12 protein-coding genes are annotated in these 15,913 nt (G+C 50.3%); 1 reads left to right on the top strand and 11 read right to left on the bottom strand.

The window, feature by feature from the left end; translation table 11 throughout:
* Positions 1–74: 74 nt before the first annotated feature.
* Positions 75–164, top strand: coding sequence for an LpxT activity modulator PmrR (gene pmrR, locus FDX14_RS25645; protein WP_038636421.1), 90 nt, complete (start codon positions 75–77; stop codon positions 162–164).
* Here the strand turns inward: pmrR and pmrB are convergent.
* From pmrB to FDX14_RS00005, 11 genes are all read right to left on the bottom strand, one after another.
* Entirely contained in the window at positions 158–1,240 is a 1,083-nt protein-coding gene (gene pmrB / locus FDX14_RS00055; protein WP_038636424.1) for a two-component system sensor histidine kinase PmrB, read from the bottom strand. The two genes, pmrR and pmrB, sit on opposite strands and share 7 nt — an antisense overlap.
* Positions 1,241–1,909, bottom strand: coding sequence for a two-component system response regulator PmrA (pmrA, locus tag FDX14_RS00050; protein WP_038636427.1), 669 nt, complete (start codon positions 1,907–1,909; stop codon positions 1,241–1,243).
* 4 nt (positions 1,910–1,913) lie between these two features.
* Positions 1,914–3,551, bottom strand: a complete 1,638-nt coding sequence (gene eptA, locus FDX14_RS00045) for a phosphoethanolamine transferase EptA (RefSeq protein ID WP_137348829.1) — start codon at positions 3,549–3,551, stop codon at positions 1,914–1,916.
* Positions 3,552–3,667: 116 nt separating this feature from the next.
* Positions 3,668–5,005, bottom strand: coding sequence for an arginine/agmatine antiporter (gene adiC / locus FDX14_RS00040; RefSeq protein ID WP_038636433.1), 1,338 nt, complete (start codon positions 5,003–5,005; stop codon positions 3,668–3,670).
* 128 nt (positions 5,006–5,133) lie between these two features.
* Positions 5,134–5,895 carry an AraC family transcriptional regulator gene (locus tag FDX14_RS00035; RefSeq protein WP_137348828.1) on the bottom strand — a complete coding sequence of 254 codons (762 nt, stop codon included), beginning with the start codon at positions 5,893–5,895 and terminating at the stop codon, positions 5,134–5,136.
* 311 nt (positions 5,896–6,206) lie between these two features.
* Complete coding sequence (gene adiA, locus FDX14_RS00030; protein WP_137348858.1) at positions 6,207–8,474, bottom strand: arginine decarboxylase; 2,268 nt, start codon at positions 8,472–8,474, stop codon at positions 6,207–6,209.
* Between the two features lie 284 nt (positions 8,475–8,758).
* Positions 8,759–9,391, bottom strand: a complete 633-nt coding sequence (locus FDX14_RS00025; RefSeq protein ID WP_137348827.1) for a DUF2238 domain-containing protein — start codon at positions 9,389–9,391, stop codon at positions 8,759–8,761.
* A 148-nt stretch (positions 9,392–9,539) separates the two neighbouring features.
* The gene (fumA, locus tag FDX14_RS00020; protein WP_003031871.1) at positions 9,540–11,186 is read right to left on the bottom strand and encodes a class I fumarate hydratase FumA; all 1,647 of its coding nucleotides are present in this window, start codon (positions 11,184–11,186) and stop codon (positions 9,540–9,542) included.
* 96 nt (positions 11,187–11,282) lie between these two features.
* Entirely contained in the window at positions 11,283–12,623 is a 1,341-nt protein-coding gene (gene dcuB, locus FDX14_RS00015; RefSeq protein WP_003031873.1) for an anaerobic C4-dicarboxylate transporter DcuB, read from the bottom strand.
* A gap of 719 nt (positions 12,624–13,342) precedes the next feature.
* Positions 13,343–14,062 (bottom strand): two-component system response regulator DcuR, encoded by a 720-nt coding sequence (gene dcuR, locus FDX14_RS00010; RefSeq protein WP_042312889.1) that lies wholly within the window; start codon positions 14,060–14,062, stop codon positions 13,343–13,345.
* Positions 14,059–15,690, bottom strand: coding sequence for a sensor histidine kinase (locus tag FDX14_RS00005; protein WP_042312887.1), 1,632 nt, complete (start codon positions 15,688–15,690; stop codon positions 14,059–14,061). The genes dcuR and FDX14_RS00005 overlap by 4 nt, the downstream gene beginning before the upstream one ends.
* Positions 15,691–15,913: the final 223 nt, after the last annotated feature.

Raw genomic sequence — 15,913 nt, 5'->3', positions numbered from 1 at the left:
TCTATCACAGCGACTTAAGGTTGGCTTAATATCCTTCAGGCAAACTCTCCTCCATAGTTTCGGAGGAGAGTGTCATGAAAACCCGCATTTATGAAAGTTTAACTGCCCTGTGTAGCGTGCTGATCGTCAGCAGCTTTTTGTACGTATGGGTGAGTTCTTACTGAGCTTTCGCTAATTCCACCCAGGCGCGAGTGCCGCTCGTTCCCTGACGATTCTGCAAATAGAAATGCCCGTGATGTAGCTGGGTGATCCGACTGACAATGCTCAGCCCCAGCCCAATGCCGCCAAAACGGCTGTCCATCCGTACAAACGCTTTGCTTAACTCCCCGCATTTACTTTCATCAATGCCTGGACCTTCATCTTCGACGGCCATGACGGCATCATGTTCGGTATTCAGGCCGATCGTAATAGTAGTGCCTTCCGGGCTGTAACGGTGGGCGTTCTCTACCAGATTGCGCAGCAGCATGCGTAACAGCGTTGCGTCGCCACGTACGACAACGTCCGCCGCGCTTTGCGGGAGGAGCAGCGTCTGCTGGCGCTGGTCCAGCATGGTGCTGAGTTCGTCATAGGAGGGCAGAATCACGTCCTCCAGCAGTTTGACATGTTGGTAGCTTCCGGCCGAAAACGACTGCCCGACGCGGGCGAGTTGCAGCAGTTGCGACACGCTGTCCATCATTTGGTCAAGGCGTGCAATTAACGGCGAAACGTCGACTTTATGGGTTTTGGACAATAATTCCAGATGCAGGCGAACGCCTGACAGCGGTGTGCGCAGTTCGTGGGCGACATCGGCGGTAAATAAGCGTTCGTTTTCGATAGTGGTGGTCAGCCGCGTCACCAGCTCGTTGAGCGCTGAGACGACCGCCTGTATCTCAACGGTTGAACTGTGAATTTCAATGGGGGCCAGGTTATCGGCTGCCCGTGCTTCTAACTCTTTTTGCAGATCGGCAAGGGGACGGGTAATACGTCGCACCGCCTGGTAGCAAATCAGCAGCGTCAGGCTGACCATAAAGATGCCGGGGACGATCAGGCTGGCGATAGCCTCGCGGATCTCATGCATGATGTGGCGATCGTTGTTACGGTTATCGCGCAGCGCCTGTTCGAATAACTGTATTTGCTCGGTACTTTCGTGCCACAACCAGAAGGTGCTAATGAGCTGAAAGACCAGCAGAATTAGACCGATCGTCAGTATTAACCGTTGGCGAAGAGGGAGAGGTCGTTTTAGATATTGCAGCAGCTTCACTTAGCTTTCCTCAGTGGCGACCAGCATATAGCCAAATCCCCTGACCGTGCGGATACGTGATTTCCCCACTTTATCGCGCAGATTATGGATGTGGACTTCCAGCGTATTGGTCGACGGTTCGTTATCCCAACTGTAGATGTCGTTATACAGAATTTCCCGGTGAACCGGACTGCCTGCCTTGAGCATCAGACGCGACAGGAGCGCGTATTCTTTCGGCGTTAAGATAATCTCTTGCCCGTCCATCCACACCTGGCGACGACCGATATTCAGCGTCAGGTTACTGACAATTAATTCGCTTTCACCCTGATTGTTATGACGACGCAGCAGCGCCCGGATGCGGGCGTGCAGTTCTTCCAGCGCGAACGGTTTGACCAGATAGTCATCGGCGCCCACGTCCAGCCCGCTGACCCGGTCTTTTACCGTATCGCGGGCGGTGAGGATAAGCACCGGTACGGTGTATTTTTTCTGCCTGATCCTGTTCAGGAAGTGCAGACCGTCTTCATCCGGTAAACCCAGATCCAGAACCACCAGACTGTAATGTCCGGTCTCCAGACATTGCTCCGCTGCCCGGGCCGTTGATACACCGTCGCAGGCATAGCCTTCCGTTTGCGCGGCGAGTATCAGTCCCTGTAATAACAACGTATCGTCTTCAACAATCAGAATTTTCATTCGCTTAGCCTCCCCGGCAGGGTTGCAGAATATCATCTGCCGCCTGATATTTCTGTGTTTGCACGCCCGTTAATCCCAGCAGGGTCGAGAACAGATTATCCTGTGAGAAGTTCTCTGAGCTTGCTCGTTTTTGCAAACATGTCTGAGAGACCTGATAGCGTTGCTGATAATCTTCTGAGAGCCACAGCAGCATCGGCACATGTTTTTGTGTATCTGGTGCAATCGAATACGGCAGGCCGTGCAAATAGACGCCATTTTCCCCTAAGGATTCGCCGTGATCGGAAAGATAGACCAGGCTGGTGGTAAAATTATCCTGATGCTCTTTCAGTATATTGATTGCTTTATCAACAATATAGTCAACATATAGAATCGTGTTGTCGTACGTATTGACCAGCTGTTGCTGGGAACAGGTCTGGATCTCGTTGGTGTCGCAGGTTGGCGTAAATTTCTTGAACTGCGCAGGATAGCGGTTGTAATAGGTCGGACCGTGGCTGCCGATGGTGTGCAGCACAATCACGCCGTCGCCTTGCAGATTATTAATGTACTCTTCCAGCCCGTGGAACAGGACGTCATCATAGCATTCACCATCAATACACTGTCCTGGCAGGTTCAGCTTAGTCATATTCTGGTGCGGCACCCGATCGCAGGCTCCTTTACATCCACCGTCGTTATCATTCCACAGCACGTTAATTCCCGCCCGCTGGATGATGTCGAGTACGCCTTCCTGATGCTGAGCCAGTTCTTCATCGTAATGCGCGCGCGGCATATCGGAGAACATGCAGGGCACAGATACCGCCGTGGCCGTACCGCAGGACGTCGTGCGCGGGAAATAGACCACATTATCTTTTTCCAGTAGCGGGTTGGTCTGGCGCGCATAGCCGGACAGGGAGAAGTTGTCGCCGCGGGAGGTCTCGCCGAGAACCACAATTGTCAGGTTTTTACGCTTTTCTTTGACCATCAACGGATTGCGATGCGCATCTTCGCCAATGCGTACCAATGGTAGGTGGGCCAGCCTCTGGTGCGAATACCATGATGACGTCGCCACAATGCTGTTGGATGGGCTGAGGGATTTCACCAATTCTTTGTTGTTGCGAAACAGTGAGGCGTAATCTTTATAGAAGAACGCGGCGACCAGTACGATCAGCAGCGCGGAGATCAGAATGTTCGCGCCACGGAACAACACGCTGCGCAGCGCTGGAGTAATAGGCTTGATTCTTATCCAGCAGGCAATGAGCGCGGCCAGAATACCGCTCACCCCGAGCGTAATTACCATTTGTGGCGTCATCAGGGCGAAGGTTTCGGCGGGCGTGGTGTCCATCATATTGGCGATCATCGAGCGGTCGATGATGATGCCGTAGGTCATGATGAAATATTGAGCCGATGCGCCAACCAGAATAAAAACGCACGCCACCAGACGGTTAAGCCACAGGAAGGAGGCCAGCGTCAGCACGATATTCATAACGCTGAAAGCGACGACCGGCATCGATAAAAACACCAACACGTTGCGCACAGAATCCAGAGGCAGGTCTTGCAGCACTTGTTTATAGAACGCAATGTTCAGAAAGGTCGCAAGATAAAATGAGAGCAGCAGAAGCCAGCTGATTAACCCGAGAGCGGGCCTTTTAAACAGGTGCTTTAACATGAAAGGGATTCCATCGACTAAGTGGGGCAGATCCTCTCAAAGTAAAATTAAGCCAACCTTAAGTTCTTAAGATTGGCTTTTTGTTGGATGTCGGCTATTCACCAGTGCCGCTTGCGTTAACTATTTTTTACCGGGGCATCCAATGGATAGGGGTTTTTATGGATCCGGTTGTAGTTAAGTGCGTACAGCGCGGTAATAATCATCAGCGTGACGAACGACCACATCACCTCTTTGGCGCCAGAACCAATAACCGCCCAGATGCAGTAGACAAAGGCGATAAAGGTTACCGCCAGATACAGCGGGCGCGCTTTGCCGAAGTGACCATGACCGAGCAGCAACAACGCGGCACAGGTGTACAGATATGGCACCAGCGTGAAGATGACCGAAACCGAAGAGACCAGACCAAACTCTTTTGCGGCGTTCGGCGACATGCTGCTGAACTGGAAAATGGTCATCAGGATGCCGACGATAATTAACCCGGCCACCGGGGTACCGGCTTTGTTAACGCGGGCAAAAATCGGCGGGAACAGACCGTCATCGGCCGCCGCTTTGGCGGTTTGTCCGGCCAGCAGCGTCCATCCGCCCAGTGAACCAAGACACCCGGCAGCAGCGCAGAAGGAGACGATAGCGCCTGCGGTGTCGCCCAGCGCCATTCTTGCGGCATCACCGAACGGCGAGGCCGAAACACGTAGCGCAGCGTTAGGGATCATCCCCATAATCGCCGTTGTGGAGAGCACGTAGCAAACGGCGGCAATCAGCACCCCGCCAATGGTGGCGATAGGCACATTACGTTTAGGATTTTTAACCACGCCTGCCGCGACGGAGGCACTTTCCACCCCGATAAATGACCATAAGGTCACGTTCAGGGTGCTTTGAATTGCGCCGAAGGTATTCATACCGCTGACGTTCCAGGCCGCCATATAGGTTTCACCGCGGAACCAGAACCAGCCGAAGACGGCAATCCCAACAATCGGCACCAGCGCCAGCACCGTTGCGACGGCCTGTACACGGGTGATCATTTTCGGGCCGACAATGTTCAGCAATACGAAGATCCACAGTACCACGACACAGGTCAGCGTCAGGACCAGCGGATCTTTTAAGATGGGGAAGAAGTAGCTCAGGTAACCGACGCCAATGACCACCATGGCGATGTTACCAATCCAGCAGGCCAGCCAGTACAGGACGTTAGTCTGGTAGCCTAAAAATGGACCGAAGCAGCGGCGGGCATAAGCATAAGAACCACCGGGACTGGAGTCTAAGGACGACATTTTTGCGTACACCATCGACAGTGCCAGAGCACCGATAATCGTGACCAACCATCCGTAGATTGCAATCCCGCCAGTTGACGCAAGGTTTGCGGGCAGCAGGAATACACCGGAACCCATAATATTCCCCGACACCATAAGGGTGACGGGGATTAAGCCCACTTTGTGAGCATCAGCATCCGTCGACATATTTTTTAACTCCTGATAAGGATAAATGACGGACTTATCATACCTCTTCAAAAGACTATTTTATGATGACGGAGCTGGGGTATCGCTAATGCTGATATTATTATGGCTTATCGCTAACTGATTAAAACTCAGGCAGCGGATGGCTCCCGATATTGACTAACATAATGCAGTGGCGTCATCCCATAAAACTCTTTGAATACGGAAATAAAGTATGAGGTACTGTTATATCCGCACAGTTGAGAGACCTGGGAAATGTTTTTCTCGTCCATCAGGAGTTGATTGACGGCATAACGCATGCGACATGTGGTAATTATTTGGCTATAACTTGTATTTTCACTTTTGAGTTTTTTCTTTAACAAACTGGGACTCAGGCATAAGCAACTGGCGACCATGCTTAAATTCCAGTCTTTGTGTATGTCGCTCTCAATAATGTGATAAACGCTGTCGCTGATACGACTACGCAGCATATGCATGAGCAAAGAGATAAATTTTTTGCTGTCAAGAAAGCGGGATAGCACCGTGAATAGTAGTGAGCGTGTGCGCTCTCTTTCACCTTCGTCCCCTGTTTCCATTACGCTATGTTGAGCGGCCACCCGGAAGACATCCGGCGTCAGGCAGGTAGCGGTGATCACTGGGTTAGCACTCCGCTGCCAGAATGGGATCTGTGAAAGGTCCTTATTTAAAAAACGCAGATAGTCTTTAATGATATCTCGGTTGATATGTACGACCTGTGCGTTATTAAGTGATGAGAAATCGATAATATTGTTATCACATGCCACTAATGCCATATGATTAGCTTTTAAACTGATGGCTTCTTTACCGTTAATCCTTAACCAAACATCCTTCTCTGTTAATACCACAACACACGCTTCTTTGCTGCAAAGTCTCATACCCAAACTCCAGGAATATGACATAAACTACCGTAACTCACCATTGGGCAAGAAATAACCGGCAAATGAAATTGTGTGATGAATCAAGACAAGCGATAAAATAGCGATATTTTGATTAATTACAATATCTGTAGGGATTATTGCCGTGTACATAAATTTTTACGCAAGTGGCAACGTACAATTTTCGTATAAAAAAAGCGCGGGGTGGTCCCGCGCAAAAAGGTATGACAATGTTATTGTTTTGCAGCAATACTCAGGAATTACTCAAGCATGACATGTCATCCTTCAAATCGGACTATCTAAAAAAGACATTATGCTTTCACGCACATGACGTGATACACACCGTCAATAATTTCCGTTCCTTCGGTTTCATGTTCAAATCCAGGGAAGTGGTGGTCCCAGGACTGCAACGAACGTAGATAACTAATCTGCGGGCTGTTAGCATCGCCAAAGTTTTCCCCGGACAACAGCATCGGAATTCCTGGTGGGTAAGGAATCACGGAGTTCGCTGCTATACGGCCCTGCAGATTTTCAATGGCCACCATCTCAACGTTATCGCTGACAATCGCGTTATAGGCTTCACGCGGTGTAATTTCAGCAACAGGCAGGCCGGAGTAGGCTGCATTGAGACGGCTGCCAGGGTTGTTCTCTTTCAGCCAGGCAAACATGGTGTCGCCAAGATCGTGAATGCCCATGTTTGCGTAAGTGTCTGGATGTTCCTCCACCAGTTCAGGCATTACCTGTGCCAGCGGAGTATTCGCATCGTAGTGATGTTTGAAAGAGCACAACGTGTTGATCAGTGTGCCCCATTTCCCACGGGTAATCCCCATTGAGAACAGGAACATAATCTGGAAGTCGGTGGTACGCGTCGGCACGATACCGTGACGGCCAAGCCAGGCGGTGACCAGTGCAGCTGGAACACCGGTCTCTTCCAGTTCGCCATTGTCGCCCATACCCGGCGCCAGAATACTGACTTTAATCGGGTCCAGCATGCTCCAGTTATCCGGCAGGTCTTTAAACCCGTGCCAGGATTCGCCCGGACGCATTACCCAGCAATTCTGGTCAGTGGTCAGGAGTTGGGTTGGCGCATCGGCAAAGTCATAGGTTTTGCCGGTCTGCGGATCGGTTACCACCTCTTTGTTCCATGGTTTGAAGAACCAGTCGCCTTCGGCGGTGAATTCTTTGTACAGCCGCGCCATGGCCTGGCGGAAATCGACCGCTTCGTCGATCACTTCCTGGGTGAGCGACAGGCCGCTGTTACCGTCCATCATGGAAACCGCCACATCGTTTGAGGCGCAGATGGCATACAGCGGAGAGGTGGTAGCGTGCATCATGTACGCCTGGTTAAAGCGGGAGAAGTTCACGGCCCCACGACCTTCACGGACGTGGATATAAGATGCCTGTGAGAGCGCATTCAGCAGTTTGTGAGTCGAGTGGGTGGCAAAAACGGTAGGGCCGTTATGATCGCCCGGCGCGCCACGCATGGCGTAGTGATCGGCATAAATTGGGTTAAAGCGGGCATAGCCGTACCAGGCTTCATCGAAGTGGATGCGATCGCTGGTTTGCGCGAGCAGATCCTGCGCCTCTTTTGCGTTGTAGCAAACGCCGTCATAGGTACAGTTAGTCACGACGCTGTATGACGGTTTTTGTCCGGCTTTGCCTTTTGTCAGTGGGCTTTCACTGATTTTTTTCTGCAATGTTTCAGGCTGCATTTCCTGCGGGTAGATAGGCCCGATAATGCCGTAGCGGTTGCGACTAGGCACCATGTATACCGGTTTTGCCCCGGTAAGGATCAGCCCCTGTTCAATCGATTTATGGCAGTTGCGATCCAGCACCACGACGTCGTTGTCGGTCATACAGGCTTGCATGATGGTGCGGTTAGAGCCGGAAGTCCCGACCACCACGGACCAGGAGCGGTCAGCCCCAAACACCCGGGCGGCATATTTTTCGCTCTCGCCAAATGCGCCAGTATGATCCAGCAGTGAACCCAGGGAGGTGCGTTCGATACCCATGTCGGTACGGAATAAGTTTTCACCGTAGTAGTCATGATAGAAACGACCGGCTGGGGTTTTGGTAAAACCGACGCCGCCCTGGTGGCCAGGCGCTGCCCAGGAATATTCATGGATGTCGCCGTATTTCATCAGCGCGCTGAACAGCGGCGGCAGAAGCTGCTGGCGGTAACGGGTCATTGCCGCCACGGCGCGCCCGGCGATAAAGTCTGCGGTATCTTCCAGAATCCAGGCGAATTCATCGACAAGCTCCAGCAGGTCGCGATCCAAAGATGCAGTGGCTTTTTCGCGATCGCCCAACAGGAAAACGGGAACGTTTTGCTGGCGCTCGTGGAGCTTGCCGATCAATTGCCTGACATTCAGGTGCTCATCTTGTTGTTCCATTTGATAGCTGAACATCAGGCAATCAATGGCTTCATTTGCGGCGAGGATGGCGTAACCATCGTCGAATGAGGTGGACTTAATGACGGTAACATTCTGGCGGCTTAATGCGTCAGCCAGGCGTTCGACAGCGCTACCGACCCAGGTGTCCTGATGCAGAAACTCACTTTCAACAATTAATACTTTCATCATCTTTTACCCGGTTGTGGAAAGGTTGCAATTTATGGATTGCAGACACACCGTATGAATGTGACGCAGGCAAGTATTATCCTGAGAAAATGGGCTGTAAAGCGGGTGAAAAACAGACTGATTTGTATTTTATGTGTTTTTAAACAATGGGTTACTCTATATTGATGGCGGATTTTAACCGCCGTTTATCGACAGGGGGAATATTTTTTTGGCTGATACTGATATTGCTGAATGGCAAGGGCGCAGGCCGGATGCGCATCAGCGACATCCGGTAATGATTTCATTCAGTTGGCGGTGACTAACCCATAATGGCGCAGCTGCTTGCAATGCGTCCTAGCCAGTAAAATCACGGTGGTTAAGGCCCCAAGCAGGGCGCAAAACATATCGGATTGGGTATCCCATGGGTCGCCCTGCGTGCCGAGAAAATCATCAGCTCCTTGACCCATTGCCAGCGCCGCCCACCATTCGATCAGCTCATAGGTCGCGCTAATCGCCAATGCCACGCAGCAGACTAAAAATGCCAGCATTTTTCGGCCACGGACAATATTACCGCGCACTAAAATCTCTCTTGCCGTCAGTGCTGGCACCAGCCCCTGAAAGAAATGACCCAGCTTGTCATAGGGATTGCGACTAAGATCCAGCCATTCCTGAACCTGAAAACCGACGGGGACTTTGGCATAGGTATACATACCGCCGACCATCAGAATGATGGCGTGAAAGAAAATTAGCGTGTAGAGCAGCGGCGTCAACGGGTAGCGCTTTACGGTAGTCAGCAACAACGGTACGACGATAATGACCGGCGTGACTTCCATCAGCCAGGTGATTTTCTCAGTGGCACAGATGCCGGTGTAGATAAGGTTCAGCGCCAGAATCAGCGCGCCAGACTGCAAAATCATGGGGTTCAGTGTGCGGAGCATTATGAATTCACACGTAATGGAAAAGATTACTATTCCCTGTGAGCAGGAAAAATTCAACGCCAGTAAATGGGGGGATTAAGGTGGCCCGGGGGGATCGCTGGACTGACGCCAAAAGTTTTAGTGTCAGTCCAGTGCCGGGCCGAATAGGTTACTTCGCGCAGTTAGCGCATTGTTTGCTGACGATTTGCTGGAAGAAATCGTTGCCTTTATCATCGACCAGGATGAACGCCGGGAAATCTTCTACTTCGATTTTCCAGATAGCTTCCATACCCAGCTCCGGGTATTCCACGCATTCCAGATGCTTAATGCTCTGCTGCGCCAGTACCGCTGCCGGTCCACCGATGCTGCCTAAGTAGAAACCGCCGTGTTTGTGGCAAGCGTCTGTCACCTGCTGGCTACGGTTACCTTTTGCCAGCATGATCATGCTGCCGCCGTGTGACTGCAACAGGTCAACATAGGAGTCCATACGACCTGCGGTAGTCGGGCCTAAAGAGCCGGACGGATAACCTGCTGGCGTTTTTGCCGGGCCCGCGTAGTAGATCGGATGATCTTTCACGTACTGCGGTAGACCTTCGCCGGACTCAATACGCTCTTTTAGCTTCGCGTGGGCGATGTCACGACCAACAATAATCGTGCCGCTCAGTGACAGACGGGTAGAAACCGGATACTGCGAAAGCTGGGCGAGGATTTCTTTCATCGGGCGGTTAAGGTCGACTTTAACCACTTCGCCTTCGCCAGCCTGGCGCAGAGATTCTGGGATGTATTGGCCTGGATTATGTTCCAGTTTTTCAATCCAGATCCCTTCGCGGTTAATTTTGGCTTTAATGTTACGGTCCGCGGAGCAGGAAACGCCCATACCTACCGGGCAGGACGCGCCGTGGCGAGGCAGGCGGATCACGCGGATGTCGTGCGCGAAGTATTTCCCGCCAAACTGAGCGCCGAGGCCGAGTTTCTGTGCCTCGATCAGCAGTTCCTGTTCCAGTTGCAGATCGCGGAACGCCTGGCCGTGGGCATTGCCTTCAGTCGGCAGTGCATCATAGTAGTGTGTGCTGGCCAGCTTCACCGTTTTAAGGGTGCTTTCCGCTGACGTGCCGCCAATGACGAATGCAATATGGTACGGCGGGCAAGCTGCGGTACCCAGCGTGCGCATTTTTTCCACCAGGAAGTTTTTCAGTTTTCCGGGAGTCAGCAGCGCTTTAGTTTCCTGATACAGATAGGTCTTGTTGGCTGAGCCACCGCCTTTGGCCACGCACAGGAATTTGTATTCGTCACCGTCCACGCTGTACAGATCGATTTGCGCAGGCAGGTTGGTGCCGGTATTCACTTCTTTGTACATATCCAGCGCCGCGTTTTGCGAGTAGCGCAGGTTATCTTCAATATAGGTATTAAATACGCCTTTGGAGAGCGCTGCTTCATCGCCGCCGCCGGTCCATACGCGTTGGCCTTTTTTACCCATGATAATGGCCGTACCGGTGTCCTGGCAGGTTGGCAATACGCCTTTGGCGGCGATTTCAGAGTTTCTCAGGAACTGCAGCGCTACGTACTTATCGTTTTCGCTGGCTTCGGGATCATGGAGAATTGAGGCGACTTGCTGTTGGTGTTCAGGGCGGAGCATGAAGGAGGCATCGTGGAAGGCTTGCTGGGCCAGTAGCGTAAGTGCTTCCGGGGCTACTTTCAGTATTGTCTCGCCTTCAAACTCGCCGACGCTGACGTGATCGGATGTCAGCAGGTAGTACTCAGTTTTGTCTTCCCCCAGTGGGAAAGCCGCCTGGTAAGTGAATTCAACTTTTGACATTTGCTTCCAGCCTTTTCATTTTTATCAGGAATTTAGAAATTCACTGTGTCTTAAGAGTGGCGTGCCGTACCAATGCGGACGGCACGCGAACTGTGATTACAGGAAACCGTACATTGCGGCGAATATCCAACCAAAGACACAGGATACGCTTACGCCGATCAAACCAGGAAGAATGAAGCTGTGGTTGATAACGAAGCGGCCGATGTGGGTGGTACCGGAACGGTCAAACTGAATAGCAGCCAGATCGCTCGGGTAGGTCGGCAGAATGTAGTAACCGTAACATGCCGGCGCCGAAGCAACGATGTACGCTGGATCAACCCCGATTGCCAGCGCGACTGGAACAATCGCCGCCAGCGCCGCTGCCTGGGAGTTTACAAACTTGGATACCAGCAGCAGAACAATTGCATAGGCCCACGGGTACTCTTTCACCATATTGCCCAGCACACCTTCGATTTCCGTCATGTGCGCGCCGAACATTGTTTCGGCCATCCAGGCAATACCGTACACCGCCACAATCGCGATCATACCGGAACGGAAGACTTCGTTTTTAGATATTGAAGCGGGATTGGTCTTCGTCAGGATAATAATCAGCGCACCGGTCAGCAGCATGAACATCTGGATAACCAGCACCATGGACAGCGGTTTGCCGCTGAAGGTAGGGCGCAGCTCAGAGAATGCGCCGAGCACGGCAACAACGGCGATAGCGGCAAGGAAGATCCACATAGCCAGCCAGTTGCTTTTCGGCAGTTTTTTGTCTAACAGCGTGGCGGTGTCGCCATAAACATAGTTGTGGTTTTCAGGTACGGAAATAAACTTCTGGAATTCTTCATCTTTATCCAGATCTTTACCACGGAACCAACTGAAAATACCGATAGCCAGTATACCCAGCAGGGTAGATGGGATGGTGATGCTGAGCAGGTCGAGGAATTCGAGATGTTTGCCTTCAAACGTCACGTTACCCAGCATGGCGACCAGTGACACAACGGCAACGGAAACCGGGCTGGCGATAATACCCATCTGCGCACCGATAGAACTCGCCGCCATCGGACGTTCCGGGCGAATATTGTTCTTAATGGCAACGTCATAAATGATTGGCAGGATGGTGTATACCACGTGGCCTGTACCACAGAGAATTGTCAGAGTGCAGGTAACAAACGGCGCGACGATGGAAACGTATTTTGGGTTACGGCGCAACAGCTTTTCAGCAATTTGCAGCATAACGTCAAGGCCGCCGGAGGCTTGCAAAGTTGCCGATGCGGCCACCACGGCAATAATAACCAGCATAACGTCTACAGGTGGTTTACCCGGCTGGAGATGGAAAACGAAAACCAGAATGACCAGGCCGATACCGCCTAATAAGCCCAGTGCGATACCACCTTTTCTGGCACCATAGAACAAACATATTAATATTATGAGAAGTTGTATACTAAATAACATTTTATTTACCCTCGCGAAAAACCCAGTCAATTTTTTGAAAAATGGATCTGTGCCACATTCTTTTTTGCCAGAATAGGCATCAAAAAATGGTCAGTATTCGATATGTCCGTATTTGCGATTAATGTTCAAATGTCTTGCTAGAATGTTTTTTTAAAGTTATGGCGATATTTAGCTTTTTTCTGTGGCGTTGAACAGAGGAGAGAATCCTCAGGCGATGGGAAGCATAACTGGGCATAGAGAGCTGCGGTTGACGCTGTAATTTATCTGTTTTGCGTTTTCCGCTATGGTATGAACCACCGACAGAATGAGTGAGTGGGTTATTTATGTGATCACGGTCACGCCATTTCATGATGTAATGAGATTGGCATGCGGATGCTTTTATTTGCTCACAAAAATGTACGGTGTCCATGGTACGTAGCATGGTCTCCATTGCTACCAGTCTAGATTTTGTATGTCTGGTTAATTGCAGACTAATCCTTTATGGGTAAAAATACACACTCTGCGAGTTAGATAATACTTAATTAACTTTTGTTAGCGATTTTGAAATTAAAAACAGTGTGATGTTTATCAATATTGAAATATAGCGTTTGACATGTTGTGCACAAATATATTTGATCTAACGCAAATTAATAAAGCGTCTGCTTCAGTCAGTAAAATAGGGATTTTTCATTATTTTAATAATTGTTACTTTCAAATAACAAATAATCCCAAAAATGTATTTATTGGCAATATTGTTTAAGCAATGAGTATTGCTCAGCCTGAACGCGGTAACGATAAACAGGTCTACCGGTAACGCCATAGTGGATACTGGTAAATAAGATGTGACAATTAACCAGCCAGATAAGGTATTTTCGGCAAGAAACACGAGAGATATTGACCTCATTGGCCAGCTCATCCGTAGAGAACTCCTGATCCTGGTGCTCATCAATCCACTGGCACAGCGTGCGTAATGTTTGTGGCGTTAATCCTTTCGGTAAGCGACGTACTTCCTGCTCACTGGATGAGCTGCCGTGAATCAGTTGGTCAAGCTCAGACTGTTCATAGTACTGATGCTTTTCCATCTCTGTTTTCTTATGTAGCCAGCCGGTTAGCGCTTCTTCAAAACGGGAGGCCTGGAAAGGTTTGATCAGGTAGTCAACGACACCATAGTGAAGAGAGTCTTTGATGGTGGTGGCGTCAGCGGCGGAAGAGATGACAATAACATCACACTTGCAGCCTTCGCTGTGCAGAACGGGCAGCAGATCCAGACCGTTTTCTTTTTGCATGTAAATATCTAGCAAAATCAAATCGATATGATGACCGCTATGAAAGATGATCTCTTTGGCTTTCTCCAGCGTAGAGGCTGTTCCGCAGCAATGAAAACCGGAGAGTTGTGCGACATAACGACGATTTAATTCCGCTACCATTGCATCGTCATCGACAATTAAGACATTGATCATCTGCTGGCCCTCTCACCATTCCACGGTAACTGTACAAAAAATTGGGTGAAGACCCCAGGTTCAGATTCGACGGAAATATTGCCGCCAACACTTTCAACCTGCTGTTTCACAAGTGCTAAACCGACGCCTCGTTCGGTTCCTTTTGACGAGACGCCCTTTTCAAAGATGTGCTCAATGTGTTCAGGGACGATCCCTGGACCATCGTCATTCACTTCGCAATGCAACCAGCCGTGTCGATAGTGCAAGGATACGCTGATCTCGCCACCCGGTTCTTGACCTAGCGCCTCCAGGGCGTTTTCAATCAAATTCCCCAAAACGGTAATCAGCACCGCTACCTGATCTTCATTGCTGTTTTCCGGCAATTGGCTTTCATTGCTAATGACCAGACTATGGCCTAAATCAGATGTGCGATTAATCTTGCTGAGTAAAAATCCAGCGATCACCGGAGATTTTATTTTTCCTAACAGTGAGCCAATCTCTTCCTGATAATTGTTCGCGGTCTTCAGGATGTAATTTTCAAGCTGCTTATAACTTTTCAGGTGCAATAATCCCAGAATCACGTGCAATTTGTTCATGAATTCGTGGGATCGTTCACGAAGTGCGTCGGCATAGTTAACCATACCGTCCAGGCGTTGCATCAATTTCCGAACTTCAGTTTTATCGCGGAACGTTGAAATGGCCCCGATGATTTTTCCGTTGCTGAGTACCGGAACAGTATTAATTAAGAGTAGCCGATCTTTCACCGTGATCTCTTCATCGCGGCGTGGCGTTCCATCGCGTAGCACCTGCGAAAAATCGACCACCTGTGACCACGCGTGGCTGAGCGTTGAGAGTTGGGCATCGTCTTGTGATTTGTGGTAATCAAGCAGTTCCTGCGCCGCCTGGTTTATCAGCGTGACTTCACCACACTCGTCAACAGCAATGACACCTTCCTTTATAGAGTGCAGCATCGCCTGGCGTTGTTCGAACAGATTGGAGATTTCATACGGCTCCAGACCAAACAGAATGCGCTTAAGGACTTTGACGAATACCCATGTGCCGAGTAACCCAACCAGAACGCCAAACAAGATGGACCAGAAGATGCTGCCGCGACTGTTATTGATCTGCTCAGTCACTCTGCTTAGCTCAAGGCCGATCGCCACTACGCCAATCTGTCGGTGATGCTCATCATAGATAGGAGTAAACACGCGCAGAGCTTTAGCCAGAAACCCGCGATTAATGGCAACATTCTCTTTGCCCTGCAAAGCCAGCAAAATGTCATCGCCTTTAAATGGCTGACCGATTCGTTGCGCTTCGGGATGGGAGTAACGAATGCTTTGCATATCGGTGACGACAATGAACAAAAAATCGTTGCTCTTATTCACCGCCTGGGCAATAGCCTGAATGCCGCTTTCCTCAGGTTTTTTCATTAATCCCTGACGGATCTCCGGCGAGTTTGCCAGCGTCCGCGCGACCGCAAGCGCTTTATCCGCTAACGCATCGCGCGTCATGTTGCTGATTTGCGAAAAGTAAATCAGATGAACAACAAGCAGCACTGAGAAGAGTACTGCACTGACCATGAGGATCACGGTAGTGCCGAGCTTCATCGGGCGTTTGCGTATAGCTGTACGTTGCAGTGAGTATCTCATCACGGTCCTGGAATCACGGTTTGTGCGGGTATTATTGCCTGATGGGATGCGTAATTCAAAGGTGGTAGGGATTATGGGGCTTAAGTTGTCAGTCCTTCTTCTATATATGTAGTGTGAATTGCTTTCTATATAGAGATCTCTGGACCGGTTCTCTCCACTTTTCAGCAATGCGCATCAGTAATTTTTCGGCGATTGTGGATAACTCTGTGTGTAAATGGGTATA

The organism is Citrobacter sp. wls710 (assembly GCF_005281115.1).
Taxonomy (GTDB): domain Bacteria; phylum Pseudomonadota; class Gammaproteobacteria; order Enterobacterales; family Enterobacteriaceae; genus Citrobacter; species Citrobacter werkmanii.
The sequence above is the reverse complement of the archived record's forward strand: the minus strand, read 5'-3'. Positions and strand labels throughout refer to the sequence as shown.

What these genes read in the sequence shown, in the direction of transcription:
- pmrR (WP_038636421.1), top strand. Translation starts at nt 75, where the DNA reads ATGAAAACCCGCATTTATGAAAGTTTAACTGCCCTGTGTAGCGTGCTG.
- pmrA (WP_038636427.1), bottom strand. Translation starts at nt 1,909, where the DNA reads ATGAAAATTCTGATTGTTGAAGACGATACGTTGTTATTACAGGGACTG.
- eptA (WP_137348829.1), bottom strand. Translation starts at nt 3,551, where the DNA reads ATGTTAAAGCACCTGTTTAAAAGGCCCGCTCTCGGGTTAATCAGCTGG.
- adiC (WP_038636433.1), bottom strand. Translation starts at nt 5,005, where the DNA reads ATGTCGACGGATGCTGATGCTCACAAAGTGGGCTTAATCCCCGTCACC.
- FDX14_RS00035 (WP_137348828.1), bottom strand. Translation starts at nt 5,895, where the DNA reads ATGAGACTTTGCAGCAAAGAAGCGTGTGTTGTGGTATTAACAGAGAAG.
- adiA (WP_137348858.1), bottom strand. Translation starts at nt 8,474, where the DNA reads ATGAAAGTATTAATTGTTGAAAGTGAGTTTCTGCATCAGGACACCTGG.
- FDX14_RS00025 (WP_137348827.1), bottom strand. Translation starts at nt 9,391, where the DNA reads ATGCTCCGCACACTGAACCCCATGATTTTGCAGTCTGGCGCGCTGATT.
- fumA (WP_003031871.1), bottom strand. Translation starts at nt 11,186, where the DNA reads ATGTCAAAAGTTGAATTCACTTACCAGGCGGCTTTCCCACTGGGGGAA.
- dcuB (WP_003031873.1), bottom strand. Translation starts at nt 12,623, where the DNA reads ATGTTATTTAGTATACAACTTCTCATAATATTAATATGTTTGTTCTAT.
- dcuR (WP_042312889.1), bottom strand. Translation starts at nt 14,062, where the DNA reads ATGATCAATGTCTTAATTGTCGATGACGATGCAATGGTAGCGGAATTA.
- FDX14_RS00005 (WP_042312887.1), bottom strand. Translation starts at nt 15,690, where the DNA reads ATGAGATACTCACTGCAACGTACAGCTATACGCAAACGCCCGATGAAG.